This is a genomic window from Acidimicrobiales bacterium (assembly GCA_016794585.1).
Classification (GTDB): Bacteria; Actinomycetota; Acidimicrobiia; order Acidimicrobiales; family DATDAH01; genus JAEUJM01.
Genome location: JAEUJM010000047.1, coordinates 50,030 through 76,650 on the forward strand (window position 1 = coordinate 50,030; position 26,621 = coordinate 76,650).

Sequence of the window (26,621 nt, forward strand, 5' to 3'; positions counted from 1 at the left end):
CGGTGCGGGCAACGGTGCGGGCAATCTTGGCGGTCGTGATCGGGGCGGGTGCGCTGCTCGCCGCCGCACCCGCGGGCGCGGGTGCCCCGGTGTCGCTTCCCTACTCGTGCGAGACGGGTGTGCCCGCGATCGGGACCCTCTCCGCACCGATCGACGTGTTGACGGCGACGAACCCCCAGCCCGTGGACGTGTTCGAGAAGGTCACCTACACCGCCGACCTCTCGTTGCCCGACATCGCCCCGCAGGCGTTCGCCCTCAACTTCAACTACTTCAACGTCGACATCGCGGTGCCACCGGGGCTGCGTGCGGTGAAGGTCAAGATCCAGAACCCGGCGGCAGGCGCAGCCAACCCGGCGGTCACCGAGGTCTCGGCCACCGTCAGCGACGGCATGGTGCAGGTCAACCTCCCCGCGGTGCCCGCGGCCAACAAGCGGTTCCATTTCGGCACCGACGGCAGCTTCGTGTACCCGTTCAACACGAACACGAACCAAGGCGGGGCGCCGATCGTGCTGCCCCGCATCAAGATCACGGCCATGCCGACGTTCGCGGCCCGGGGCGCCACCGTCGACTGGGCCGCTCCCGAGGTCGAGACCTTCACCGGGTTCTTCAACATCGGGGTCATCCCGTGCACGCCGGACGATCCGGGCGACGTGCTCTTCTCGAGCGCCGTCACCACCGCCGTGGCCATCCCGGCCAACGGCTACCCGGACGTCCCGGCCTCCCTGGACGCCGCGGTCAACTGGTCGAAGCACCTCAAGGTCACGACCTTCCCCGGCACGACGTACCGCCCGAGCCAAGCCATCACCCGCGCCGAGGCCGTGCAGGCGCTCTGGAACATGGTCGATCGACCGGCGGCGACCAGCCAGCACACGTTCACCGATGCGCCCCGCACGGCCCCCTACGACGCCGCCCTCGACTGGGCCTTCAGCGAGGGTGTGGTCACCGACAACGGGAACCACAAGTTCAAGCCGTCCAACCCCGCGCTCCGGGGTGCGCTGGTCGACATGGTGTTCCACATGATCGAGGCGGAGGAGGGCAGTCCCTGGCCAGCCGAGCCGTACACCGACGTCGCGTCGACCGCTCCCTACGCGGAGGCGATGGGCTGGGCCAACGCCACCAACACCATCAACGAGTTCGCCGGCGGCACGCAGGTCAAGCCGACCGTGGCGGCCACCCGGGCCGACCTCGCCCGGATCCTGTTCAAGACGGCCAAGAACCCCACCTGGTTCCGTCCCTTCCCGACCACCGTGCTGGTCGCCCCCGCCTGACCCGGCCCCGCGGTAGCCTGCCGCGGAGCAGTCGAGCGATCGAGAGGGGGGCACGTGGCACGAGAGGCAGGACGTCTGTACCACGTGGCCCGCGCGGTCATGTCGCCGGTGTTCCGCTTCAACTGGCGCGTCTACGTGCGGGGCCTCGAGCACGTTCCCGACGACGGGCCGGCCATCTTCTGCCCGAACCACACGTCGGTGCTCGACTCGTTCTTCCTGCCCCTGGTGCTGCCGCGCCGCATCACCTACGTGGGCAAGGCCGAGTACATGGACGACTGGAAGACGAAGTTCATCTTCCCGGCCATGGGCATGATCCCGATCGACCGGTCGGGAGGCTCGGCCAGCGAGCGAGCGCTCAACGCCGCGGCACGGGTGCTCGAGGCCGGCGAGTTCTTCGGGATCTACCCCGAGGGCACCCGCTCCCGTGACGGCGTGCTGCACAAGGGCCACACGGGCCCCGCCCGGCTGGCCTTCCGCACCGGCGCACCCATCCTGCCGGTCGGCCTCGTGGGCACCCGCGAGGTACAACCGCCCGACGCGAAGTTCCCCAAGCCCTTCATGCCCGTGTGGGTCAACATCGGGGCGCCCATCGACCCGGCGCGCTACCGCGAACGCGAGGGCGACCGCCTCGCGCTGCGCCAGATGATCGACGAGGTCATGTTCGAGATCCGCTCCCTCTCGGGCCAGGACTACGTCGACCAGTACGCCACGAAGAAGGACGAGACGCTCCCGGCGCGCACCGCCGGTGTGATCACGAGCGAGGGCCTTTCGGCGAACGGGTCCGGCTCGAACGGCAACGGCAACGGCACGTCCGCCGAGGCCGCCCCGGAGCGCCGATCGTCGGCATCCGTGCTCAACTCGGCCTGAGCAGCCGCCCACCCCGGGAATGGACTGCCGGGCGCCAGGGGCGCCCCGGTAAGTTCAGGGCGTGAGCGAAGCGCTGGCCCGAGCGGCCCGGCGACGCAGTCGCCAGGAGCGGAGAGTATGAGCGAACAGATCAACATCGGCCTGCCGGACGGTTCCACGCGCCAGGTCGACGCCGGCGCCACCGCCGGTGAGCTCGCCGCGAGCATCGGTCGGGGCCTGGCCAAGGCCGCCGTCATCGCCGAGATCAACGGCGAGGAGCGCGACCTCGCCACCCCGCTCGCCGAGGGCGACACGGTGGCGATCATCACCGCCGACAGCGAGCGGGGCCGCTACACGATCCGCCACTCGACGGCGCACGTGTTGGCCCAGGCCGTGCTCGAGCTCTTCCCAGGCGCCACCTTCGCCATCGGTCCGCCCATCGAGAACGGCTTCTACTACGACTTCGAGCTCGCCGACGGCGGCACGTTCACGCCCGAGGACCTCGAGCGGCTCGACGCGAAGATGCGCGAGATCATCAAGGAGCGCCAGCCGTTCCTCCGCGACGAGATCCCCGACGCGCAGGCCCTCGAGTTCTTCGCCGCCCACAAGTACAAGTGCGAGATCATCCGGGGCGCGGCCGACGACCCCACGTCGGCGACGGAATCGGGTCTCGTCCGCACCTACGAGAACCCGCCGCGCTTCATCGACCTCTGCCGCGGCCCGCACGTCCCCGACACGGGGAGCCACCTCGGGCACTTCAAGCTGACGCGGGTGGCCGGCGCCTACTGGCGGGGCGACGAGCGCAACCCCATGCTCCAGCGCATCTACGGCACGGCATGGGAGTCCAAGGCCAAGCTCGACGAGTACCTCACGATGCTCGAGGAGGCGGAGAAACGCGATCACCGCCGCCTCGCCCAGGAGCTCGACCTGCTGTCGTTCCCCGACGAGCTCGGCCCCGGCCTCGCCGTCTGGCACCCCAAGGGCGCCATCGTGCGCAAACTCATGGAGGACTACAGCCGCGAGCGCCACGAGCGCGGCGGCTACCAGTTCGCCTACTCGCCCAACATCGCCAAGTCGGTGCTCTGGGAGACCAGCGGGCACCTCGGCTTCTACGCCGACGCGATGTACCCGCCCATGGAGCTCGACGACGGGGTGAAGTACTACCCGAAGCCGATGAACTGCCCGTTCCACATCCTGATCTACAAGAGCAACCAGCGCTCGTACCGCGAGTTGCCGTACCGGTTGTTCGAGCTCGGGACGGTGTACCGGTACGAGCGCTCGGGCACGCTGCACGGCCTGTTCCGCATCCGGGGCTTCACCCAGGACGACAGCCACATCTTCTGCACGCCCGATCAGCTGGCCGACGAGCTGGCCAGCCTGCTCGACTTCGTGCTGTCGGTCCTGCGGGCCTTCGGCTTCGAGGACTTCCAGGCCAAGCTCTCCACCCGCCCGCCCGAGAAGTCCCTCGGCTCCGACGAGGACTGGGAGCGCGCCACCGGCGCGCTGCGGTCGGCCATCGACGTCGCCGGCCTCGACTACGAGGTGGACGAGGGCGGCGGCGCCTTCTACGGGCCGAAGATCGACGTCGACGTCCGCGATGCCATCGGGCGGAGCTGGCAGCTGTCGACCATCCAGGTCGACTTCCAGAACCCGCAGCGCTTCGACCTCGAGTACGTCGGCGCCGACAACCAGCGGCACCAGCCGATCATGGTGCACCGCGCCCTGTTCGGCTCGGTCGAGCGGTTCTTCGGGGTGCTCCTCGAGCACTTCGCGGGCGCGTTCCCGGTGTGGCTGGCGCCGGTCCAGGTGCGGGTCCTGCCCGTGCGCGACGACCACGAGACCTACGCCCGCCGCCTCGTCGACCGCCTCCAGAGCGAGGGCTTCCGGGCCGACATGGTCGGCGCCGACGACAAGCTCGGGGCGCGCATCCGCAAGGCCAAGGTGGAGAAGCTGCCGTACGTGCTGGTCGTCGGTGACGACGACGTCGAGCACGGCACCGTCGGGGTCAACCCCCGTGGCGACGAGGTCGAGCGGGGCGTCACGGTCGACGACTTCGTCGCCCGACTCGGCGCCGACGTGCTCGCCCGTGCCTGACGGCGGCGGCCCCGCGCTCGAGCGCCAGTGGGCGGGCTGGCGCAGCGACTACATCACCAGCGCCTTCGCGGGCGACGCCACCACACCGTCCTCGTCGGCCGACCGGGACGACGAGGGCTCGCTGTTCGAGCGCATCCTGCACTCGGGCGAGCCCGACGACGTCACCTACGTGCTCCACCGTGGCGACCACACCTTCGCCATCTTGAACGCCTACCCCTACAACAGCGGGCATCTCATGGTGCTGCCGAACCGGGCCGTCGCCGACCTCGAGGGCCTCACCGCCGACGAGTCGGCCGAGCTCTGGGCAACCGTGACCGACGCGGTGGCCGCCATCAAGGCCGCCTACTCGCCCCAGGGGGTGAACGTGGGCATGAACCTCGGGCACGCCGCCGGCGCGGGCGTGCCCGACCACCTGCACGTGCACTGCCTGCCTCGCTGGTTCGGGGACACCAACTTCATCACCACGGTGGCCGAGACCCGGGTCCTGCCTGAGGCCCTGTCCGTGAGCTGGGAGCGGCTTCGGGCCGCTTGGCCCGGGTGAGCCGCGCCCCGGTACGGTCGTCGGCGATGGACGACGAGACGACCCCGGGCGACGCCCCCGACGAGGAGCTCCCCGAGACGGGCGACGCGCTGCCCGACGACCTCGACGTCTCGACCTTCGTCGGCCCCTACCAGTTCCCCAACAACAACCGCCGGCGCATCCCCGGCTACATCTACCTGGGGCTCGGGGCCGTCTGCATCGCGGTGTGGGGCTTCACCCGTGGCGGCGACCCGGTGCTGGTGAACGACGGCGTCCTCTACGCGGGCCTCGCCCTCGTGGTGGTGGCCGGCTACCACTTCCTCGCGGGCGTGAGCCTCGAGCTCGACGAGAAGGACGCCCTCGTGGGCGCCACGTCCGCCGTGGGCTTCCCCGTCGGACACGCCTCGGCCCAGATGGGCTGGCGGGGCCTGCGCAGCCGCCCGACGTGGCGGGTGCTCGTCTACTCCGCCGACGAGCCCCCGACGAAGCGCGGCCTCGTGCTCATCGACGGCGTCGACGGCGAGATCATCGACCAGTTCGTCGAGGACAACCCCGAGGACTGGACGCAGTTCCAGGACGACTGAGGCGCCCGGGAGGCCCGTCGGTCAGCTGCGACGCACCTCCTCGAAATCCCGTTCGGCGGCGCGCAGGTCGGTGACGCCGGTGCGGACCGCCTCGCGCAGGACGTCGAGGGCCGTGACCTCCGCACCGCCGCCGGCGACGGTGGCGGTGCGACCCCAGTCGCCGGCGGGCACCCGCTCGGCCACGGCGGCGAAGGCTTCGGCGGTCTCCTCCAGGCGGGAGAGCTCGTCGACGAGGCTGCCGCGGGCCGTCGGCCAGTCACGGGCCGCGGGATCGGTTGCCGCCGGTACGAGCACGGGGGTGTCGTGGTGGAGCACCTGCTCGAAGGCGTGGTGCAGGAGGGTGAGGCTGCGGTCGGTGTCCACGAGGTGGTCGAGGGGTGCGTGGCCGCTGGATGCGACCCGCTCGGCCCACTCGTCGAAGTCGGGATCGTCGAACGGGCGCAGCGCGCCCCGGAAGCGGCGGGGGAGCGAGCGCAGGGCCACCACCCCGTCCTGCGGGGCCATCCGGGCGAGGTCGCTGGTCTCCATCGTGTGTGTCTACCCCGGGCCGGGCGGCGGTGGTTCTGTCAGTCGTCGGTCGGGAGGGCGGCGACGAGGTGGTCGGGGAGCACGTCGTAGTGGTCGTGCTCGACCGAGAAGCGCCCCCGTCCGCCCGTCATCGAGCGCAGGTCGATGGCGTAGCGCAGGATCTCCGAGGTGGGGACGAGGGCCACGACGACGGCCTCGCCATCGTTGCCCGAGTCGCTGCCCTGGACCCGCCCGCGGCGGGCGTTGAGGTCGCCCATCACGTCGCCCAGCTGCTCCGCGGGCACGGTGACCTCCACCCGGGACACGGGCTCGAGCACGACGGGATCGGCGGCGGCCATGGCGTCCCGGAACGCCAGCCGCCCCGCCGTCTTGAAGCTCATCTCGTCGGAGTCGACGGCGTGGAACTTGCCGTCGAGGACGGTGGCCCGCACGTCGACCACGGGGAAGCCGTGGAGGCCGCCGCTGGCCATGGTCTCCTGGATGCCCTTGTCCACCGACGGGATGAGGTTGCGGGGGATGGCCCCGCCCACGATGGCGTCGACGAATTCGTAGCCCGCCCCACGCTCCATCGGCTCGATGCGCACGGACGCCACGCCGTACTGCCCGCGCCCGCCGGACTGCTTCTTGTGCTTGCCCTCCGCCTCGGCCGGCCCGGTGATGGTCTCGCGGTAGGCCACCCGCACCGGCTCGGTGAGCACCTCGACCCCGAACTTCCGCTTCAGGCGCTCGATGGTGACGTTGAGGTGGGTCTCGCCGGCGCCCCGCAGGAGATCCTGGTGGGTCTCGTCGTTGCGCTCCACGACCAGGGCCGGGTCCTCCTCGGCGATGCGGTGGAGCGCCCCGGCCACCTTGTCCTCGTCGGCCTGGGTCTTGGCCGAGATGGCGACGGCCAGGACCGGCACGGGTTGCTCGATGGCCGGCACCCGCACGGGCAGGCCCTTCGGGGCGAGGGTGTCGCTGGTCTCGGTGCCGCTCAGCTTCGCCACCGCGGCGAAGTCGCCGGCGGGGACCTCCTTCACCGGCTCCTGCTCACGGCCCCGGACCGACAACAGGCTGTGCAGGCGCTCGTCGGTGTGCGTGCGCGGGTTCACGAGATGGTCGTCCTGGCGGATCGTGCCCGACAGCACCTTGAGCAGCGAGATGCGCCCGACGTAGGGGTCGGCGATGGTCTTGAACACGAAGGCCAAGGGGTTGCCGCCCGGGTCGGGGGCGATCTCCGCGGTGCCGTCGCCGGCGTCGACCACGACCGGCGGCCGATCCTGTGGCGCCGGGCCGATCTCGCAGATGAAGTCGGCGAGGCGGTCGATGGCCACGTCGCCCGCCGCCGATCCGCACACGACGGGGAAGACCTGGGCCCCCGCCACCCCGTGGGCCAAGGTGTGCTCGAGCGCCTCCACCGAAGGGATCTGGCCCTCGAGGTAGCCCTCGAGCAGGTCGTCATCGGCTACGACGATGCCCTCGACCAGGTTGTCGTGGACCTCGTGCTCCTGGGCCTCCATGTCGTCGGGGATCTCGCCTTGCACGGCCCTGCCCGTGTCGTAGGTGAAGGCCGTGTCGGTGAGCAGATCGGCCACGCCTCGAAACGACGACTCCTCGCCGATGGGCAGCTCGAGGGGGGCGATGCCGGCCCCGAAGCGGTCGCGCAGTTGCTCGAGGACCCGGGGGAACGAAGCCCGCTCCCGGTCGAGCTTGTTGATGAACACCATCCGGGGCACCCCGAGGTCGGCGGCCATCTTCCAGATGACCTCGGTCTGCACCTCGACCCCCTCGACCGCGCTGACCACGAACACGGCCAGGTCGACGACCCGGAGGGCGGCGGCGACGTCGCCCACGAAGTCGGCGTAGCCCGGGGTGTCGATCAGGTTCACCTTGTGGCCCTTCCAGGTGAACGGGGCCAGCGAGAGCGAGAGCGAGAGGCGGTGGGCCTGCTCTTCGGGGTCGAAGTCGCAGACGGTGTTGCCGTCCTCGACCCGGCCCCGCCGGGTGACGGCTCCCGCTTCGAAGAGCAGCGCCTCGGCCAGGGTCGTCTTGCCGGCGCCCCCGTGGCCGACCAGGGCCACGTTGCGGATCCGGTCCGGGCTCACTACGTCCACGTCACGCACCTCCGCGCTTCGATCACGGTGTGGCCCGAGGGACGTGTGCCCCGCGGGCTCCGGCTGCCAGGCTAGGCACGCCGGGCCGGGCGCCGTGACGAGCGGGTCGGGGTGCCCGGGCACCCACCCTGCCGGTAGCCTGTGCACGGCTTCGCCCACCCCCGGTCAGGAGAACCATGTTCGACGGCAAGTTCCGCACGAACATCGAACGCGGACTCAAACCCGTCGGCAACAACCTGCGCAAGGTGGGCATCACGGCGGACTACCTGACCGCCACCGGCGTCATCATGGCCGGTGCCGCCGCAGTGGCCATCGCCAACGGGGCGTTGCGGGGCGGCCTCGTCCTGTTGATCCTGACCGCGCTCCCCGACGCGCTCGACGGCGCCGTGGCCAAAGCCTCCGGCACGGCCGGGCCCCGGGGCGCGTACTTCGACTCCGTGATGGACCGCGCCAGCGACGCCCTGCTCCTCGGCGGCGTCGCGTGGTACCTGATGGACACCGATCCCGGCAGCCACGTCGCCATCCTCCCGATGGCGGTGCTCGGCGCCTCCTTCCTGGTGTCGTACCAGCGGGCCAAGGCCGACTCGCTCGGCTTCGACGCCCGCGGCGGCCTGATGGAGCGGGCCGAGCGCACGATCATGCTCGCGTTCGGTCTGCTGTTCGACTCCCTGCTCGTCGCGGTGCTGTGGGTGATGCTCGTGCTCACCCTGTTCACCGCCGGGCAGCGCTTCGTGAAGGTGTGGCGCCAGGCCAGCGCCGAGCGTCCCAAGCCCGAGCCCCTGCTCGACCGCACCCGTCGGCGCAACCGACGCACGGCACGGCCCATCGCCCAGACCTGGCGGGCCCGGGCCCGCGAGCGCGCCGAGAACCGCCGGCAGAACCCCAGCTAGCAGAGGTCGGCGAGGTGGATCGGGCGCTGGCGGCCTACAAGCTCGGCTCCGGGGTGGCGCGTTCGCTGCCCGGGCCGCTCGCAGCCGCCGCGTCGCGCGCCGCCAGCGTCGGGGCGGCGCAGGCCATGCGTGAGCGCCGCCTCATGGTCGAGCGCAACCTCCGGCGCGCCACGGGCCGCGACCTGCGGGGTGTGGCGCTGCGCTCGGCGGTGCAGCGCACCTTCGAGTCCTACGGCCGCTACTGGATGGAGTCGTTCCGGCTCCCGGGCATGAGTCGGGCCGAGGTCGACGCCGGCCTGTCCTACGAGGGCTTCGAGCACATCGAGCAGGCCCGTGCGGACGGGTACGGGCCCCTCATGGCCATCCCACACCTCGGCGGCTGGGAGTGGGCCGCCTTCTGGTTGACCATGGTCGCCGACATCCCCGTCACCGCCGTCGTCGAGCCCATCGAGCCCCCGGAGCTGTTCGAGTGGTTCGTCGAGTTCCGTCGGTCGCTGGGGATGCACGTGGTGCCCCTCGGCCCGAAGGCGGGGTCGGAGGTGGTCCGGGGGGTCAAGGAGCGCCACGTGGTGTGCCTGCTGTCGGATCGTGACATCCAGGGCGGAGGCATCGAGGTGGAGTTCTTCGGCGAGCGCACCACGCTCCCGGGCGGTCCCGCCACGCTGGCCCTGCGCACGGGCGCGCCCATCCTGCCGTGTGCGGTCTACAACCGGGGCAAGGGCCACCACTGCGTGATCCGACCACCCCTCCCGGTGGAGCGTCGAGGCTCGCTCCGTGAGGACGTCACCCGCATCACCCAGCACGTGGCCACCGAGCTCGAGGTCCTCATCCGGGCCGCGCCCGAGCAGTGGCACCTCATGGCCCCCAACTGGCCCAGCGACCACGAGGCGCTCGTCGCGGCCGGGCTGCGACCTGCCGATCCGGATCCCACCGGGGGCGCCCCCGGCGAGGCCCCCGAGACGAACAAGTAGCCTCGAACGGTGCGCATCGGGCTGATCTGTCCCTACAGCCTCACCATTCCGGGCGGAGTGCAGGGGCAGGTGCTCGGCCTCGCCCGCTCGCTGCGGGGCATGGGGCACGACACGCGCGTGCTCGGCCCGTGCGACGGGCCGCCTCCCGACGCCGGCGTGACCCCGCTCGGCAACAGCGTCCCCACCGCGGCCAACGGCTCGGTGGCGCCCCTCGCCCCCGACCCGTCGGCCCAGCTCCGCACGATCCGCGCCCTGCGCGACGAGGCCTTCGACGTGCTCCACGTGCACGAGCCGATGTGCCCCGGCCCCACGATGACGTCGCTGCTGTTCAAGAGCGCCCCGCTCGTCGGCACCTTCCACGCCGCCGGCGTGAGCGCCGGCTACCGGTGGCTGAAGCCGGGACCCCGTCTCCTCGCCAACCGGCTCGACCACCGGTGCGCGGTGTCCGAGGACGCCCGACGGCTCGCGGCCACGGCCCTGGGCGGCGAGTACACGATGGTGTTCAACGGGGTCGAGCTCGATCACTTCGCCAAGGCCGACCCGTGGCCGACCGAGGGGCCCACCCTCTTGTTCGTCGGTCGTCACGAGCCACGCAAGGGCCTCGACGTGCTTCTCGCCGCGTTCGCCGACCTCCCCAACGACGTCCGCCTCTGGGTGGGCAGCGACGGTCCGGAGACCGACCGCCTCAAGGCCCGCCACGCCGGCGATCCGCGCATCGAGTGGCTGGGTCGCATCTCGGACGAGGAGAAGGCCTCGCGGCTGCGCGGTGCGGACGTGTTCTGCGCTCCGTCGCTGCGGGGGGAGTCGTTCGGGGTGGTGCTGCTCGAGGCCATGGCCGCCGGGTGCGCGATCGTCGCCAGCGAGCTTCCCGGGTACGCAAACGTCGCCCGCTCCGGCCAGGACGCCCTGCTCGTCCCGCCGGGGGACGCCGCCGCGCTCGCCGCCGCCATCGAGCGCCTGCTCGACGAGCCCGGTACCGTCGCCGACCTCGTGGCCTCGGGCGCCGAGCGGGCGGCGGGGTTCTCCATGGACCACCTCGCCGAGCGCTACGTGGAGATCTACGAGCGCATCTGCTGACCAGCCGCGGCCCAGCGGTGCCGGTGGTCAGGGGGGAGGCGGCCCTATGATGTCTCCGCTGTCGGCCTGACGCCGGCCCCGCCTCCAAGGAGACGACATGACCGCAGTCCTCATCATCATCGGCGTGATCGTGCTGCTGGCGATCATCCTGATGGTCCTCTACAACGGCCTGGTCAAGCTGCGCAACCGCATCGAGAACGCGTGGGCGCAGATCGACGTGCAGCTCAAGCGCCGCTACGACCTGATCCCCAACCTCGTGGAGACGGTGAAGGGCTACGCCTCGCACGAGCGCGAGACGCTCGAGGCCGTCACCCAGGCGCGCAACATGGCCGTCAACGCCGAGGGCCCCCACGCCCAGGCCGAGGCCGAGAACGTCCTGAGCGGTGCCCTCAAGTCGCTGTTCGCGGTGTCGGAGGCCTACCCGGACCTCAAGGCCAACCAGAACTTCCTCAACCTGCAGGAGGAGCTGACCGGCACCGAGGGGCGCATCGCCTACGCGCGGCAGTTCTACAACGACTCGGTTTTCAAGTACAACACCAAGATCCAGACCTTCCCGGCGGTGCTCATCGCCGGCATGTTCCGGTTCACCGCCCGCGAGTACTTCGAGGCCGAGGACGAGGCCCGTGGGCCCGTGCAGGTGTCGTTCGGCAACGACGCCCCCGCGGCGCCTCCGGCGGCCACGCCGCCCGCCGCGCCCCCCGCCGCCCCGCCGACGACGCCTCCGGCGCCCGGCGCGCCGTCCTGAGCTCCTCCGCCGGCCCCTCGGGGTGGCAGCGCGCCCGCGCCGCCACCCCGATCCGGTAACCCGCCATGGCCGCCATGTACGACCAAGTCGCCGCGAACAAGCGCCGCTCCGCGGCGCTCATCGTCGTGTTCGTCCTCTTCGTGGCGCTCGTGTGCGCCGCCTTCACCTACCTGCTCCAGTGGGGCCCGATCGGCATCGTGATCGCGTTCGCCATCGCCGGCGGCTCGGCGTTCTTCTCCTACTGGAAGTCCGACTCGATCGCGCTGGCCATGAGCCGAGCGCAGCCCGCCACCGTCGAGCAGTACCCCCGTCTCCACAACGTCGTCGAGGGCCTCTGCATCGCCAGCGGGCTGCCCAAGCCCCGGCTCTACGTCATCGACGACCCGGCGCCCAACGCGTTCGCCACGGGCCGCAACCCGAAGCACGCCGCGATCGCCGTGACCACCGGCCTGCTCGAGAAGATGAACCGCATCGAGCTCGAGGGCGTGCTCGCCCACGAGCTGAGCCACATCAAGAACGACGACATCCTCGTGTCGACGTTGGCGGTCACCATGGTGGGGGTCGTCGCCCTCCTCGCCGACATCGGCGTGCGCGGGCTGCTCTTCGGCGGCCGCAACCGCAACAGCAACGACGGCGGCAACATCGTCTACCTCGCCCTGATGGCCCTCGCCCTCGTGCTGTTGGTCCTGTCGCCCGTCATCGCCCGCCTCATGCAGTTCGCCGTCTCCCGCAAACGCGAGTCGCTGGCTGACATCTCCGGGGTGGAGATGACCCGCTACCCGCCGGGGCTGATCTCGGCGCTCGAGAAGCTCCAGGCCGACCAGACGGTGGTCCACAGCGCCTCGCGCGCCACGGCCCACCTCTGGATCGAGTCGCCCCTGGCCCGCACGCCCGAAGAGGGCAAGATGTCGAAGCTCAACCGGATGTTCGACACCCACCCGCCGCTCGAGGAGCGCATCGCCGCCCTCCAGGAGCTCTGAGCACGATGTCGTACCGCCGCTGCTTCGCGCGCCTCCTCGCGCCCCTCGTCCTGCTCGTGGCGGTGACGGGGGCCTGTGCCAAGAACGTCGACGGCCCCGAGGCGGCCCCGGACGAGTCGACGACCACGACCACCGCCGCCCCCGCCGGCCCGACCTTCCCGCTCACCGGCCTGCCGAGCGACGACGAGGCGCGCCGCACCCGGCCGGCGCTGGTGGTGAAGATCGACAACAACGAAGGGGCGCGCCCGCCGGTCGGCATCAACCAGGCCGACGTGGTCTACGAGGAGGAGATCGAGGCCGGCTTCACCCGCTTCGCGGCCGTGTTCCAGAGCCAGGACGCCGATCCGGTGGGCCCCATCCGGTCGGCCCGCATCTCCGACATCGAGCTCCTCGCCAACCTGAACCGGCCGCTGCTGGCGTGGTCCGGGGCCAACCCGGTGACGGCATCGGCCATCCGGTCGGCCGACCTCGTCGACGTGGGCTTCGACGCCGTCACCGACGAGTACGACCGCGCCACCAACCGGCCCGCCCCCTCCAACCTCTTCGCCACCACGACTGGTCTCTACGCCCACGCCGGCGACGCCCGCTTCGCCCCCGCGCTGTTCCAGTACGACACCGACACGGCGACCGCCGACGCGACGACCACGACCGCCCCCGCGGGTGCGGTGCCGTCCACGACCGTGGCGGCGGCAGGCGCGCCGACGCCGGTCGCCGGCGGTCGGGTGGCCTTCCGGTCGCGCGACATCGCGTACGTGTGGGACGAGACGCGGGCGGGTTGGGTCCGTTTCCAGGACGGCACGCCCTACGCCGACGACAAGAACGAGGTCGCGGCGCCGGCCAACGTGGTGTTCCTCTACATCGACTACGTGTGCTGCCCGACCGTGCCCGGCACGCCGGAGGCGCAGACCGTGGGCGAGGGGGACGCCGCGGTGTTCGTGGACGGCCACTTCATCGACGCCCGCTGGTCGCGGCCGTCCGCCGCCGACGTCTGGAACCTCACCGACAAGGCCACCGGCCAGCCCGTCCTGCTCACGCCGGGGCGCACGTGGGTCGAGCTGGCCAACCCCGGCACGGGCAGCTTCGTCGAGCCGACCGAGGCGACCGAGCTACTGGCGCTCGCCGCCCAACCGATCACCTCGGATCTCGGTACCCCCGAGTTCTAGGTCGGGCCGTAGACTCGGCCCATGGCTGAGAACGAAGCAGCGAGCAGCGGATCCATCGGACGCGAAACCGGCACCGTGCGGGTCAAGCGGGGGCTGGCCGAGATGCTCAAGGGCGGCGTCATCATGGACGTGGTCGACCCCGAGCAGGCCAAGATCGCCGAGGACGCCGGCGCCACCGCGGTGATGGCGCTCGAGCGGGTGCCGTCGGACATCCGGCGCGACGGCGGCGTGGCCCGCATGAGCGATCCCGAGATGATCGAGGGCATCAAGGCCGTGGTCACCATCCCGGTGATGGCGAAGGCCCGCATCGGCCACTTCGCCGAGGCGCAGATCCTCCAGTCGCTGGGCGTCGACTACGTCGACGAGAGCGAGGTGCTCACCCCCGCCGACGAGGCCCACCACATCGACAAGTGGGCCTTCACGGTGCCCTTCGTCTGCGGGGCGACGAACCTCGGTGAGGCCCTGCGCCGCATCAGCGAGGGCGCCTGCATGATCCGCTCCAAGGGCGAGGCGGGCACCGGCAACATCGTCGAGGCCGTACGCCACCTGCGGTCGATCCTCGGCGACATCCGCAAGATCACGCAGGCCGACTCGGCCGAGCTCTACGACTGGGCCAAGCAGCTCCAGTCGCCGGTCGGCCTCGTCCAGGAGGTCGCCGAGACCGGCACCCTGCCGGTGCCCATGTTCTGCGCCGGCGGCATCGCCACCCCGGCCGACGCCGCGCTCGTCATGCAGCTCGGGGCCCAGGCCGTGTTCGTGGGCTCGGGCATCTTCAAGAGCGACCAACCGTCGGTGATGGCCAAGGCCATCGTCGAGGCCACCACCAACTACGCCGACCCCGACATCCTGGCCAAGGTGAGCCGGGGCCTCGGTGGCGCCATGCCCGGCCTGGAGATCGACGCCCTCGACACCAAGCTCGCCGACCGCGGCTGGTAGGGGCGGGATGTCGCTGGAGGCTGCGGAGCGGAGCGAGGCAGCGGCAGCGGGCGAACCGGATCCCGAAGGGGCGCCGAGGGACGAGGCGCTGGTGATAGGCGTCCTGGCGCTCCAGGGGGCGTCGTCGCTGCACGCGGAGGCGCTGCGGGCGCTGGGCGCCGAGCCCGTCGAGGTGCGCACGCCCGAGGCACTGGCCGGGGTCGACGCCGTGGTGCTGCCCGGCGGCGAGTCCACCACCATCTCCATGCTCCTCGAGGCCAACGGGCTCTTCGAGCCCATGGCCGAACGCCTCCGCGGCGGCCTGCCCGCGTTCGGGACGTGTGCGGGCATGATCATGCTCGCCGAGCAGGTGCTCGACGGGCGCTCGGACCAGCGCAGCTTCGGGGCCATCGACGTCGACGTGCGCCGCAACGCCTTCGGCCGCCAGGTCGACTCGTTCGAGGCGCACCTGCCCGTCGCCGGCCTCGACGGCGGCGACTTCCCGGCGGTGTTCATCCGCGCCCCCGTCATCGAGCGGGCCGGCGCCGGCGTCGAGGTGCTCGCCACCGTCGACGGCCTGCCGGTGCTCTGCCGACAGGGGGCCGTGCTCGTCGCCGCGTTCCACCCCGAGCTCTCCGACGACCTCAGACTGCACCGGCTGTTCCTCGACCACGTATCGTCGCCAGGCCCGGCCGCCACCGGCCGCACCCCTTCCTCTTCCCCCGACTGACCCGACCCGGGAGCCATCGATGTCCGGACACTCCAAGTGGGCCACCATCAAGCACAAGAAGGGCGCCGCCGACAAGGCCCGCGGCAAGCTCTTCGCCAAGCTCATCCGCCAGGTCGAGGTGGCGGCCCGTGAAGGGGGCGGCGACCTCGACGCCAACGCCACCCTGCGCACGATGTACCAGAAGGCCCGTGACGCCTCGGTGCCGCTCGACACGATCGAGCGGGCCATCAAGCGCGGCACCGGCGACCTCGAGGGGGTCATCTACGAGCAGGTCACCTACGAGGGCTACGCCCCCCACGGTGTGGCCGTGCTGGTCGAGGTGCTCACCGACAACCGCAACCGCACCGGCTCGGACATCCGCAGCCTCTTCTCCCGCAGCGGCGGCAACCTGGCCGAGCCCGGCGCCGTGAGCTGGCAGTTCGAGCGCAAGGGGGTGGTGATCCTGCCGAACTCCGTCGAGGAGGACGCGCTCATGGAGATCACCATCGAGGCCGGCGCCGACGACCTCGTCGACGAGGGCGACACGTGGCGGGTCACCTCCGGCCCGAGCGAGCTGCCCGCGGTCCGGGCGGCCCTCGAGGGGGCCGGCATCGCGTTCGACTCGGCCGACGTGACGATGGTGCCCAGCACCACCATCGCGCTCGACACCGCCGACGCGGCCAAGGCCGTCCTGCGCCTCATCGACGCCCTCGACGACCTCGACGACGTGCAGGACGTCTACGCCAACTTCGACATCCCGATGGAGATCCTCGAGAACATCGAGGCCTGAGGCAGAGGCGGCGCCGCGCCCAGTTCGCCCAGATCGCTCAGGTGGGCCGGGTGGCGACCTTCCAGACGGGGAGCGGCTCGCGCAGGCCCTTGAGATCGATCTCGCCCACGAAGTCCATCGGGAAGTCGGCGGGCAGCCGCTCCCGGGTCGCGGGGCCGAGCACGATGTCGCCGGGGCCGCCGACGCCTTCGAGGCGGGCGGCCACGTTCACGGTGTTGCCGAGGACGGTGTAGTCCACCCGCCGGCTGCTGCCGATGTCGCCCACCACGACCGGCCCGCTGTTCAGGGCCACCCGGATCTCGATGGGGCGCTGGCCCGCCTCGACCCGGCGCTGGTTCTGCCGCGCCAGCCGGAAGCGCAGGTCGAGCGCCGCCCGCAGGGCGTGCTCGGCGTGGTCGTCGGAGGCGACCGGGGCGCCGAAGAACGCCATCACCGCGTCGCCGATGAACTTGTCGAGGGTGCCGCCGTGGTCGAACACGGCCTCGACGGCCTCGGTGAAGAAGGCGTCCAGGAGGCGGGCCACCCCGGCGGGGCTGAGCTCCTGGGAGGCGGACGTGAAGCCCACGAGGTCGGCGAAGAGGACAGTGACGTCGGCCTGGCGCAGTGCCGAGGTGTCCTCGGCGACCCCGCCGTGCTGGAGGGCCTCGATCATCGTGGGCGAGTGGTAGCGCTCGAGGTAGCGCCGCGCCTCGCGCTCGCGCTCGGCGTCCTGGGCGTGGCGCAGCGCCCGCACGGCCACCGCGAGGTTGTTGGCCATCGCGGTCAGGAGATCGAGCGCCGCCGCGGTGAACGGGTGGTGGGGGACGAGGGCATCGACGTAGATGACGCCGCTCACGTCGTCGCCGGACCACAGGGGCGCGCACATGGCGGCACGGATGTCGTGTGCCCTCATCGACCGACTGGCGGCCTGGGGGTCGAGGGTCATGTCCCCGGTGGCCACCGAGGCACGCTCGGCGAGGACCCGGCGGACGATGCTCATCGAGAGGGGGAGCGCGCCGTCGGGGTGCTGCACGCGGTCGCCGACGCGCGCCACGCGGTCCACCACCTGCCCCTCGGCGTCGGTGAACAGGATCCAGCCTCGGTCGACCCCCAAGGCGTGGAACGCCACGTCGAGGGTCTGGCGGGCGGCCTCGTCGACGTCGGCGGCCGTGCGCAACTCGTGGGCGAGGCGGGTGAGGTAGCCGACGGCCAGGCCCGAGTAGGGGTGGTCGGGGTCGTCGGGTGCTTCGCCGGCGTCGTGGGTGGTGTCGGCCTCGGGGGCGGGGGTCGACGCGGGCGTCCCTTCGACGTCGCGGGAGAGCCCGAGGGAGTCGGCGAACTCGGCGACCGGACGCACGAGGCCCGGGGGCGCGGCCGGGGCCGGTCCGTCCGCCCCCTCTGCGTCGACGTCGGGGGACTCGCCGAGGCTCGACCGGTCGGCGGCGAGGTCCTCGCCGGCCACGTCCTCGACGGTGAAGTCCACCGTGCCGATGGTGATGACATCGCCCGGCCGGAGGTCGGCCTCGTCGGCGACGTCGTCGTTGACCCGCAGGCCGTACCGGCTCTCGAGGTCCCGGATCCACCACCGGCCGCCGTCGTGCAGCACGACGGCGTGGTGGCGTGAGGTCACCCGGTCGATCAGCACGACGTCGTTGTCCTCGGCCCGGCCGAGGGTGGTCTCGAGGCGGTCGAGCACAACGGTGTGCTCGACCCCGCCGATCACCCCCCGGAGCTGCAGCACCCGGGAGAGGTTAGGAGGCGGCCCCCGGGCCGCGCCGCGTCAGATCCCGTCGGCCACACCGAGCAAGCGGGCCCGGGTCACGGCCCGCATGCCACGGGTCAGGCCCAGGAGGGCGATGATCCAGGCGACCGCACCGATCCAGATGGAGGCGGACCCGGCGCCGAAGAGCGCCCCGGTCGACTGGCTGTAGGCCACCATGATGAGGGGCAGGGTCACGAGGCCGGACGCCTGTTGGGCCGCCGCGGTGCTCTTCACCCGGGCCGACAGGCGCAGCACGAGCGAGAGGGTGAGGGCCAGGAAGGGCGGCACGACCCAGAGCATCAGGATCCACCACTGCTTGGTGGGGAAGAACCAGCCGCCCACCTCGGGGCCGACGATGAGGTTGACCACCAGCGAGTAGACGCCGAAGCCCACCAACGTGGTGAGGTACCCCGGGATCAGGCTGGCGATCAGCTTGCCGAGGTAGATCTCCTTCACGTTGGCGGGGGAGTGGGCGAGGAACTCACCGGTGCCCCGCTCGCGCTCGCCGACGATGGTGGCGGCGCCGACCGCGGTCGAGATGGTGAGCGGCACCACCACCGCCACGGGGGCGAACAGGTAGACGGCCATCGCGTAGGACGCCCGGCCCGCAGGGGAGTCGCCCTGGATGGCCTGCTGGGCCTGGGCGGGGAGGACCTCGAGGGCGTTCGAGAGCTGCTGCACCGCGTTGATGTCGCCGACGCGGGTGATGGCGAGCAACAAGATGGTGGGCACCACGAAGAAGAAGATCGACCCGAGGATGCCCATCGGCATCCAGAAGTCCTTGGCCTGGATGAGCTGGCGCAGGTCGGTGCGGGCCACGGTGCGGACGCGTCCCCAGTTCATGCCGCCACCTCCTCGGCCTTGACGTGGCCTCTCTCGGAGAAGGCCTCCCGTCCGTCCCGGACCGCGAAGTAGAGGTCCTCGAGCGACGGGATGTGGGGCTCGACCCTGGTCACGCGCACGCCCTGTTGCGCGAGGGCGAAGACGATCTCCGGGACGCGGGCCAGGTCGTCGAGCTGCACGGTGGCGGCGCCTGCGGCGGCCCCTGCACCCGAGGCGGCGAGGCCCCGGTCGTCGCGGTCGTAGGCGAGCACGCCGTCGAGGCCCGCGAGGCAGTCCAGACCGGCGGGATCCTCGGCGTCGAGGCGCACCACCAGATTGGGCCAGAACCGCTTGGTGAGCTCGCCCGGCGGACCGGCGATGAGGTCGGTGCCGGCGTCGAGCACCACGACCTGCTCGGCGAGCCCCTCCGCCTCGAGCAGGAGGTGGGTGCACATGACCACGGTCGAGCCGCTGTCGGCCATCTCCCGGATGAGCTCGAGCACGGCGTGCGACGACTCGGGGTCGAGGCCCGACGTGGGCTCGTCGAACAACAGGAGGTCCGGCCCGTGCATCACCGAGCGGGCGAGGGCGAGCCGGGTCTTCATGCCGGTGGAGTAGCCGCCCACCTGCTGGTCGAGGGCCTGCTCGATGCCGAAGCGGGCGGCCGACTCACGGATGGCGGTGGCGGCGACCTCGCCACGTCCCAGGCCGTACAGCTCGGCGGAGTAGAGCAGGTTGTCCCACCCGCTCAGGCGGTCGTAGAGGGCGGGCTTCGCCGACACGACCCCGCAGCGGGTGCGCACCTCCTCGCCGTCGACGGTGGGATCGAGACCGAACACCCGCACGGCGCCCTCGTCCGGGTCGAGCGCGCCGGTGATCATGCGGATCGCGGTGGTCTTGCCGGCCCCGTTCGGCCCGAGCAGCACGGTGATGCTGTTGGCCGGCGCCAGCAAGGTGAGGTCGTCGAGCGCCTTCACCTCGCCGAAGCCCCGCGACACCGAGCGCAGCTCGACCGCGAGCTCCGGGGAGTCGGTGGCGGGGGAGGGGTCGGGAGGCGCCGTGGAGAGGGTCACGGAGGTTCCATCGGCACCCCCGTGCCGGGCTGTAGCCCGTCGGATCCGCGCGCCGGTGGGGCGTGCCCACTACCCTTGCGTACGTATGTTCGTGCTCGGGATCGACCCCGGCCTCTCGCGCTGCGGCTACGGGTGCGTCGAGGCGCGCCCCGACGGTCCCCGCGCCGTGGCCATCGGGGTGATCACCACGCCCGCGTCCGAGCCGCTCCCGCAGCGGCTGGCCGAGCTCCAGGCGGAGCTGCGGGCCCTCCTGGTCGAGCTCCAGCCGCAGGCCGTCGCCGTCGAGCGGGTCTTCTTCCAGAACAACGTGCGCACCGCCATGTCCGTCGGGCAGGCCAGCGGGCTGGCCATGGCCGAGGCGGTGGCCGCCGGCTGCGAAGTGGTGCAGTACACCCCGAACCAGGTCAAGGAGGCGGTGACCGGACACGGCGCCGCGGACAAGGAGATGGTGCAGACCATGGTCCAGACGCTCCTGCGGCTCCCGGCGCCGCCGCGGCCCGCCGACGCCGCCGATGCGGCCGCGCTCGCGCTCTGCCACCTCGCCTACGAGCCCACACGGCGCGCCGTCGCTCGGGTGGCCCCGTGATCGGCTCGCTGCGGGGCACCCTGCTCGACCGGGGCGTGGGTGGCGCCGAGGTGCTCGTCGAGGTCGCCGGCGTCGGCTATCGGGTCACGGTGTCCCCGGCGACGGCCGTGGCGGTGGGCGAGGTCGGCGACGAGGTCTTCCTCCACATCCACCACCACATCCGTGAGGACGCGCAGACCCTCTACGGCTTCCCCTCCCGTGAGGAGCGCGTGTGCTTCGAGGCGCTGCTGAGCGCCCACGGGGTCGGCCCCGCGCTGGCGCTGGCGATCTTGTCGGTCCACGATCCGGTCGGCCTCCAGCAGGTGCTGGCCGATGACGACCTCGACGCGCTGTGCCTCGTTCCCGGGGTCGGCCGCAAGACCGCCACGCGCCTGCTCATGGAGCTCAAGTCGCGGCTCGACCTCGGCGACCTCGACCTCACCCGCATCGAGGGCGCCGACGGGTCGCCCGGGGCGTCCTCGCGCAAGGACGTCCACGATGCCCTCGAGGGTCTGGGTTACGGCCCCGACGAGATCCGGGAGGTCCTGCACGACCTGCCGGCAGAGGGCGACAGCGCGCTGTTGCTGCGCGTGGCCCTCCAGCGCCTGGCGGTGGCCTCGTGAGGGAGGAGCTGCTCACCCCACAGGCCACCGAGGACGAGGTGGCGGAGGAACTGGCCGACGAGGTCGGGCTGCGCCCGCGCACCCTCGACGAGTTCGTGGGGCAAGCCGAGCTGAAGGACCGCCTCCAGGTGATCCTCGAGGCCGCCCGCAAGCGGGGCCAGGCCGCGGACCACCTGCTCTTCGCGGGTCCCCCTGGTCTCGGCAAGACCACCCTGTCGGGCATCGTCGCCACCGAGATGGGGGTGGCCATGCACGTGACCTCGGGCCCCGCCCTCGAGCGCGCCGGCGACCTCGCCGCGATCCTCACCAAGCTCGACGAGGGCGACGTGTTGTTCATCGACGAGATCCACCGTCTCTCCCGCGCCGTGGAGGAGGTCCTCTACCCGGCCATGGAGGACTTCCAGCTCGACATCGTGTTGGGCAAGGGGCCCGCCGCCCGGTCCATCCGCCTCGACCTGCCCCGGTTCACGCTCGTGGGGGCCACCACCCGCACCGGGCTCATCACCGGTCCGCTGCGCGACCGCTTCGGCCTCGTGGCCCGCCTCGACTACTACGAGGTCGACGACCTCGACGCCATCGTGGGCCGCACCGCGGAGATCCTGGGCGTCCCCATCGACGGCGACGGCCGGCGCGAGATCGCCTCGCGATCGAGGGGCACGCCGCGCATCGCCAACCGCCTGCTCCGTCGGGTGCGCGACTTCGCCGAGGTCCGAGCCGAGGGCATGGTCGACGAGGCCACCGCCCACGCCGGCCTCGCCCTGTTCGGGGTCGACGCCCTCGGCCTGGACAAGGTCGACCGCGCCATCCTCAGCGCCATTTGCGGGCACTTCGCCGGCGGCCCGGTGGGCCTCAAGACCCTCGCCATCAGCGTGGGCGAGCCCACCGAGACGGTCGAGGACGTCTACGAGCCGTTCCTCATCCAGCAGGGCCTGCTCATGCGCACCCCGCAGGGCCGGACCGCCACGCCAGCGGCCTGGCACCACCTCGGGCTGGCCGTGCCCCCGGCGGCCAACCGGTCCGCCACGCCGGGCCCGGGTCTCTTCGACGACGCCCCGCCGCTGTAACCTCACGTCTCTGCACATCCCCTTCAACAGCTCCGTGGGCCCCAGCCTCGGGGTCGAGGTCGAGTTCGAGCTGGTCGACCGAGACACCCGCGAGCTCTCCAGCGCCGCCTCGGCGATCCTGGAGGAGATCGGCGCGGGCCATCCCGGGGGCGAGCACCCCAAGGCCAAGCACGAGCTCTTCGAGTGCACGGTCGAGATCATCACCGGCATCTGCCAGACCGTGGCCGAGGCCAAGGCCGACCTCGCCAGCACCCTCGCCGAGGTCAGCGAGCGGGCCGCGGCCCGCAACCTCGACCTCGTCTGCTCTGGGACCCATCCCTTCTCGGACTGGCGGGAGCAGACCGTCACCGACAACGAGCGGTACCACCTCCTCGTGCGCGAGATGGCGCTGATGGCCCAGCGGCTCCAGATCTTCGGGGTGCACTTCCACGTCGGCGTGCGCTCGCCCGAGAAGGCGGTGGCCATCGCCAACGCGCTCGCCGGGTACATCCCCCACCTGCTGGCCCTCTCGGCCTCCAGCCCGTTCTCCGAGGGGCGCGACACCGGCCTGGCGTCGAGTCGCAGCAAGATCTTCGAGGGTCTCCCCACGGCCGGTCTGCCCGAGCAGATCGTGAATTGGGAGGAGTTCGAGCAGTTCATGGAGACCCTCGTCTCGGCGGAGGCCATCGGCACCGTCCGCGAGGTGTGGTGGGACATCCGCCCCCACCCCGACTTCGGCACCGTCGAGCTGCGCATGTGCGACGGCATCCCCACCCTGCGGGAGGTGGCGGCCATGGCCGCCCTCGCCCAGTCGCTGGTCCACTGGCTCGACACGCTGCACGACCGTGGCTACCAGCTCCCGGTCTCGCGCGAATGGGTGCTGCGCCAGAACAAGTGGCGGGCCGCCCGTCACGGCCTCGACGCCTCGCTCATCGTCGACGACCAGGGGGCCTGTCGTCCCATCCGCGACGTGATCGCCGAGTTGTTGGACGAGCTGCAACCCATCGCCCAACGCCTCGGCTGCGCCGACGAGCTGAAGGACGTCCACCAGATCCTCCAGGGGGGTGCCAGCTACGAGCGTCAGCGCCGCGTCATGGCCGACGAGGGCTCGCTCGTCGCGGTGGTGGACTCCCTCGTCCGCGAGCTGGTCGAGGACCAGCCGGGAGCTCGGCGATGAACAGGTCCTCCGCACGACAGCAGTTCGTCGACGAGCGCTTGGACAAGTTCCTCGCGGCCCACGAGGAGGAGCTGGTGGCGTTCCGCCGCCAGCTGCACGCCCATCCCGAGCTGTCCTGGGAGGAGCACGAGACCACCGCGCTCGTGAACTCGCGTCTGAGCGTCGCCGGGCTCGAGCCCCGGGCCCTCGACACCGAGACCGGCCTGGTGCTCGACCTCGGCGATCCCGCCACCGGGCCCACCGTGGCCCTCCGCGCCGACATGGACGCCCTGCCGCTCGACGACGAGAAGGACGTCCCCTACCGCAGCACGGTCCCGGGCGCCTGCCACGCGTGCGGGCACGACGTGCACACCGCCATCCTGCTCGGCACCACCCTGGCCCTCGCCGACCTCCTCCCGGACCTCGATCCGGCCGGGCGCCTCCGACTCATCTTCCAGCCGGCCGAAGAGGCCATGCCGGGCGGCGCCGACCACCTGTCGAAGACCGACCTCATGGACGGGGTCGACGTGATCTACGCCGTGCACTGCGACCCCTCCCTCGAGGTCGGCAAGGTGGGCATGCGGGTCGGCCCCATCACCGCCGCGGCCGACCGCATCATCATCACCCTGCACGGCCCGGGCGGTCACACGGCCCGGCCCCACCTCACCGCCGATCTCGTCCACATCGCGGGGCGCATCATCTGCGACCTGCCGGCCGGGTTCTCCAAGCTCTCGGACCTCCGCGACGCTCCCACCCTGGTGTTCGGCGCGGTGCAGGCGGGCCACGCCGCCAACGTGATCCCGTCGACCGCCGTGCTCAAGGCCACCCTGCGCTCCCAGGGTCGAGCCACGTGGGACCAGGCCCCGGCCATCATCGAGACCCTCCTGGCCTCGATCGTCGACCCCTTCGGCGCGACCTACGAGCTCGACTACGTGCGGGGATCGCCTCCGACCGACAACGACGAGCAGGCCACGGCGGTCTTCGCCGACGCCGCTCGCCTCGCCCTCGGTCCCGACAGCGTGGTGCCCACCGCCCAGAGCGTCGGCAACGAGGACTTCTCCTGGTTCCTCGACCGGGCCCCGGGCTCGTACGCCCGCCTGGGCGTCCGTCCGCCCGACGCAACGCGCAAGCTCGACCTGCACGCCAGCAGCTTCGACGTGGACGAGGCGTCCATCGGTCTGGGGGTGCGCCTCCTCACCCACACGGCCCTGCGGGCCCTCGCTGCGTACGGGGATGCCTGACCCCGAGACGTCGATCGACGCGTTCGACTACGACCTGCCCGCCGAAGCCATCGCCCAGCAGCCTGTCGAGCCTCGGGACGCGGCGCGCCTGCTGGTCGATGGGGGCCCGGAGGCCGGGCCCGCGCATCGCCACGTCCGTGACCTCCCCGAGCTGCTCGGGCCCGGCGACCTGCTCGTGGTGAACGACTCGCGGGTCCGGCCCGCGCGACTGGCCCTTCGCAAGCCCACCGGGGCCGCGGTCGAGGTGCTGTTGTTGGACCCGCTCGACGGGGCCGGCGCCACCTGGGAGGCGCTCGTACGCCCCGGGCGCCGGGTCCGGCCCGGTCAGGTGCTGCTGACGGCCGCTCCCGGCGACGATGCCCCGGTCGAGCTCGTCGAAGTGGGGGACGCCCTCGGTGGCGGTCGCCGGCGCGTTCGGCTGCTGCGCCCCGAGGCGGAGGTCCTCTCCCATGGCGAGGTGCCGCTCCCGCCGTACCTGCACGAGCCGCTCGCCGACCCCGAGCGGTACCAGACCGTGTACGCCCAGCGCCCGACCTCCGTGGCCGCCCCCACCGCAGGCCTCCACCTCACCCCGGACCTCCTGGCCCGGTGCGAGGCCGCCGGCGCGGCGGTGGCGCGGGTCGAGCTCGGGGTGGGCATCGGCACCTTCCAGCCCATCACCGTCGACGACGTGGCCGACCACGTGGTCCACACCGAGCGCTTCGTGGTCCCCGAGGGAACCTGGGCGGCCTGCCAGGAGGCGCGCCGGGTGGTGGCGGTGGGGACCACGACCGTGCGCGCCCTCGAGAGCGCGGCGACCCTGGGCCGACTCTCGGGCCCCACCGACCTCTACCTCCGTCGCGGCCACCGGTTCGCGGTGGTCGGCGCGATGCTCACCAACTTCCACGTCCCGCGGTCGTCGCTCCTCGTGCTCGTGGACGCGTTCGTGGGGGCGCGGTGGCGGGCCCTCTACGCCGCCGCGCTCGCCGAGGGCTACCGGTTCCTGTCGCTGGGCGACGCCATGTTCCTGCCCGGGCCGCCCCTCGCAGGCCCGACGTCGGGACGGGCGCGGTGACGCTGCACCTCACCGTCGAGTCCACCGACGGCGCCGCCCGTGCCGGGACGATCACCACCTCACGTGGGGTCATCGAGACGCCGTGCTTCATGCCCGTCGGGACGCGTGCGGCAGTGCGCCTGCTCGACAGTGCCGACCTCGATGCCCTGGGCGCCTCGGTCCTGCTGGCCAACACCTACCACCTCATGTTGCGCCCCGGCGCCGACGTCGTGCGCGACCTCGGCGGGCTCCACCGCATGATGGGCTGGGAGGGCCACGTCCTCACCGACTCGGGCGGCTACCAGGTGTTCTCCCTCGACCCGAAGGTGGACGACGAGGGGGTGACCTTCCGGTCGACCTACGACGGGAGCACCCACCACCTCTCACCCGAGCGGGCGGTGGAGATCCAGGGCGACCTCGCCGCCGACATCGCGATGGTGCTGGACGTGTGCCCCCCGTGGCCCGCGTCGGACCGGGTGCTGCGCCTGGCCGTGGAGCGGACCGGCGCCTGGGCGGCTCGCGCCCGATCGGCCCACGCGGCGGCCGTGGCCTCGGGTCGGGCGCCGGCGACCCAGCAGCAGTTCGGCATCGTCCAGGGCGGCGTGGAAGAGGCGCTGCGGACGGAGAGCGCGGCGCGGACGCTCGACGTGGGCTTCGACGGCTACGGCATCGGCGGCTTCTCGGTGGGAGAGCCGCGTGAGCTGATGGTCCCGGCGCTGGCGGCGACCACGGCGCTGCTGCCGGACGACCAGCCGCGGTACCTGATGGGCGTCGGGGACCCGGTGGGCCTCGTCGAGGCCATCGCCCTCGGCGTCGACCTCTTCGACTGCGTGCTGCCCACGCGCTTCGCCCGTCACGGGACGGTGCTCACCCGCGGCGGTCGCTACAACCTGAAGGCGGCGGCGCACGCACGCGACGACCGGCCGCTCGACCCCGACTGCTCCTGCGCCGTGTGCGCACGCTGGTCACGGGGCTCGCTGCGCCACCTGATGATGGTGGCCGAGCCCACCGGCGCCCGCCTGGTCACCCGCCACAACCTGGCCTGGACCTTCGCCCTGGTCGCCTCGGCCCGTGCGGCGATCCGGGCGGGCACCCTCGACGGCCTGCGATCCGACATCCGCGCGGTTTGGGGCTAGCCTGACCCGCCGTTC

26 protein-coding genes are annotated in these 26,621 nt (G+C 72.1%); 21 read left to right on the forward strand and 5 right to left on the reverse strand.

Going from position 1 to position 26,621, the window contains the following annotated elements:
- The first annotated feature begins 14 nt into the window (after positions 1-14).
- From JNK12_24015 to JNK12_24035, 5 genes are all read left to right on the forward strand, one after another.
- The gene (locus JNK12_24015) at positions 15-1,268 is read left to right on the forward strand and encodes an S-layer homology domain-containing protein (protein ID MBL8779013.1); all 1,254 of its coding nucleotides are present in this window, start codon (positions 15-17) and stop codon (positions 1,266-1,268) included.
- Between the two features lie 54 nt (positions 1,269-1,322).
- A complete protein-coding gene (locus JNK12_24020; GenBank protein ID MBL8779014.1) occupies positions 1,323-2,135 on the forward strand; it encodes a 1-acyl-sn-glycerol-3-phosphate acyltransferase in 813 nt (270 codons plus the stop codon).
- A 117-nt stretch (positions 2,136-2,252) separates the two neighbouring features.
- Positions 2,253-4,208 (forward strand): threonine--tRNA ligase, encoded by a 1,956-nt coding sequence (thrS, locus tag JNK12_24025; GenBank protein ID MBL8779015.1) that lies wholly within the window; start codon positions 2,253-2,255, stop codon positions 4,206-4,208.
- A complete protein-coding gene (locus JNK12_24030) occupies positions 4,201-4,749 on the forward strand; it encodes an HIT domain-containing protein (GenBank protein ID MBL8779016.1) in 549 nt (182 codons plus the stop codon). The genes thrS and JNK12_24030 overlap by 8 nt, the downstream gene beginning before the upstream one ends.
- A 26-nt stretch (positions 4,750-4,775) precedes the next feature.
- Complete coding sequence (locus tag JNK12_24035) at positions 4,776-5,312, forward strand: hypothetical protein (protein MBL8779017.1); 537 nt, start codon at positions 4,776-4,778, stop codon at positions 5,310-5,312.
- 21 nt (positions 5,313-5,333) lie between these two features.
- Here the strand turns inward: JNK12_24035 and JNK12_24040 are convergent, their stop codons facing one another.
- Entirely contained in the window at positions 5,334-5,840 is a 507-nt protein-coding gene (locus JNK12_24040; GenBank protein ID MBL8779018.1) for a hypothetical protein, read from the reverse strand.
- 38 nt (positions 5,841-5,878) lie between these two features.
- Positions 5,879-7,933, reverse strand: a complete 2,055-nt coding sequence (locus JNK12_24045; protein ID MBL8779019.1) for an elongation factor G — start codon at positions 7,931-7,933, stop codon at positions 5,879-5,881.
- Between the two features lie 176 nt (positions 7,934-8,109).
- Between JNK12_24045 and JNK12_24050 the strand changes: the two genes are divergently transcribed.
- The 9 genes from JNK12_24050 (at position 8,110) to JNK12_24090 (ending at position 16,173) form a co-directional block, all read left to right on the forward strand.
- The gene (locus tag JNK12_24050) at positions 8,110-8,823 is read left to right on the forward strand and encodes a CDP-alcohol phosphatidyltransferase family protein (GenBank protein MBL8779020.1); all 714 of its coding nucleotides are present in this window, start codon (positions 8,110-8,112) and stop codon (positions 8,821-8,823) included.
- Between the two features lie 14 nt (positions 8,824-8,837).
- Entirely contained in the window at positions 8,838-9,794 is a 957-nt protein-coding gene (locus JNK12_24055) for a phosphatidylinositol mannoside acyltransferase (protein ID MBL8779021.1), read from the forward strand.
- A 9-nt stretch (positions 9,795-9,803) separates the two neighbouring features.
- On the forward strand, positions 9,804-10,871 hold the full coding sequence (locus JNK12_24060) for a glycosyltransferase family 4 protein (GenBank protein ID MBL8779022.1): 1,068 nt from the start codon (positions 9,804-9,806) through the stop codon (positions 10,869-10,871).
- A gap of 97 nt (positions 10,872-10,968) precedes the next feature.
- The gene (locus JNK12_24065; protein MBL8779023.1) at positions 10,969-11,616 is read left to right on the forward strand and encodes a LemA family protein; all 648 of its coding nucleotides are present in this window, start codon (positions 10,969-10,971) and stop codon (positions 11,614-11,616) included.
- Between the two features lie 74 nt (positions 11,617-11,690).
- The gene (locus JNK12_24070) at positions 11,691-12,596 is read left to right on the forward strand and encodes a M48 family metallopeptidase (protein MBL8779024.1); all 906 of its coding nucleotides are present in this window, start codon (positions 11,691-11,693) and stop codon (positions 12,594-12,596) included.
- A gap of 5 nt (positions 12,597-12,601) precedes the next feature.
- The gene (locus JNK12_24075) at positions 12,602-13,759 is read left to right on the forward strand and encodes a DUF3048 domain-containing protein (GenBank protein MBL8779025.1); all 1,158 of its coding nucleotides are present in this window, start codon (positions 12,602-12,604) and stop codon (positions 13,757-13,759) included.
- Positions 13,760-13,813: 54 nt separating this feature from the next.
- Positions 13,814-14,695, forward strand: coding sequence for a pyridoxal 5'-phosphate synthase lyase subunit PdxS (gene pdxS, locus JNK12_24080; GenBank protein ID MBL8779026.1), 882 nt, complete (start codon positions 13,814-13,816; stop codon positions 14,693-14,695).
- Between the two features lie 7 nt (positions 14,696-14,702).
- Positions 14,703-15,404 carry a pyridoxal 5'-phosphate synthase glutaminase subunit PdxT gene (gene pdxT / locus JNK12_24085; protein MBL8779027.1) on the forward strand — a complete coding sequence of 234 codons (702 nt, stop codon included), beginning with the start codon at positions 14,703-14,705 and terminating at the stop codon, positions 15,402-15,404.
- Positions 15,405-15,423: 19 nt separating this feature from the next.
- Entirely contained in the window at positions 15,424-16,173 is a 750-nt protein-coding gene (locus JNK12_24090; protein MBL8779028.1) for a YebC/PmpR family DNA-binding transcriptional regulator, read from the forward strand.
- 37 nt (positions 16,174-16,210) lie between these two features.
- Here JNK12_24090 and JNK12_24095 read toward each other — a convergent pair whose 3' ends face one another.
- From JNK12_24095 to JNK12_24105, 3 genes are read right to left on the reverse strand one after another with little or no spacing between them, the layout of a single operon-like run.
- Complete coding sequence (locus JNK12_24095; protein MBL8779029.1) at positions 16,211-17,893, reverse strand: GAF domain-containing protein; 1,683 nt, start codon at positions 17,891-17,893, stop codon at positions 16,211-16,213.
- A 39-nt stretch (positions 17,894-17,932) separates the two neighbouring features.
- Complete coding sequence (locus JNK12_24100) at positions 17,933-18,757, reverse strand: ABC transporter permease subunit (GenBank protein MBL8779030.1); 825 nt, start codon at positions 18,755-18,757, stop codon at positions 17,933-17,935.
- On the reverse strand, positions 18,754-19,809 hold the full coding sequence (locus JNK12_24105) for an ABC transporter ATP-binding protein (protein ID MBL8779031.1): 1,056 nt from the start codon (positions 19,807-19,809) through the stop codon (positions 18,754-18,756). Before JNK12_24105 ends, JNK12_24100 begins: the two co-directional genes overlap by 4 nt.
- Before the next feature lie 85 nt (positions 19,810-19,894).
- Here JNK12_24105 and ruvC point away from each other — a divergent pair, with 85 nt between their 5' ends.
- From ruvC to tgt, 7 genes are read left to right on the forward strand one after another with little or no spacing between them, the layout of a single operon-like run.
- Positions 19,895-20,395, forward strand: coding sequence for a crossover junction endodeoxyribonuclease RuvC (gene ruvC, locus JNK12_24110; protein ID MBL8779032.1), 501 nt, complete (start codon positions 19,895-19,897; stop codon positions 20,393-20,395).
- On the forward strand, positions 20,392-20,997 hold the full coding sequence (gene ruvA, locus JNK12_24115; GenBank protein MBL8779033.1) for a Holliday junction branch migration protein RuvA: 606 nt from the start codon (positions 20,392-20,394) through the stop codon (positions 20,995-20,997). Before ruvC ends, ruvA begins: the two co-directional genes overlap by 4 nt.
- 8 nt (positions 20,998-21,005) lie before the next feature.
- Positions 21,006-22,061 (forward strand): Holliday junction branch migration DNA helicase RuvB, encoded by a 1,056-nt coding sequence (gene ruvB, locus JNK12_24120; protein MBL8779034.1) that lies wholly within the window; start codon positions 21,006-21,008, stop codon positions 22,059-22,061.
- Between the two features lie 10 nt (positions 22,062-22,071).
- Positions 22,072-23,217, forward strand: a complete 1,146-nt coding sequence (locus JNK12_24125) for a glutamate--cysteine ligase (GenBank protein MBL8779035.1) — start codon at positions 22,072-22,074, stop codon at positions 23,215-23,217.
- Positions 23,214-24,437 carry an amidohydrolase gene (locus JNK12_24130; protein MBL8779036.1) on the forward strand — a complete coding sequence of 408 codons (1,224 nt, stop codon included), beginning with the start codon at positions 23,214-23,216 and terminating at the stop codon, positions 24,435-24,437. The genes JNK12_24125 and JNK12_24130 overlap by 4 nt, the downstream gene beginning before the upstream one ends.
- The gene (gene queA / locus JNK12_24135; GenBank protein ID MBL8779037.1) at positions 24,430-25,491 is read left to right on the forward strand and encodes a tRNA preQ1(34) S-adenosylmethionine ribosyltransferase-isomerase QueA; all 1,062 of its coding nucleotides are present in this window, start codon (positions 24,430-24,432) and stop codon (positions 25,489-25,491) included. Before JNK12_24130 ends, queA begins: the two co-directional genes overlap by 8 nt.
- Positions 25,488-26,606 carry a tRNA guanosine(34) transglycosylase Tgt gene (gene tgt / locus JNK12_24140; GenBank protein ID MBL8779038.1) on the forward strand — a complete coding sequence of 373 codons (1,119 nt, stop codon included), beginning with the start codon at positions 25,488-25,490 and terminating at the stop codon, positions 26,604-26,606. The genes queA and tgt overlap by 4 nt, the downstream gene beginning before the upstream one ends.
- The last annotated feature ends 15 nt before the right edge of the window (positions 26,607-26,621 follow it).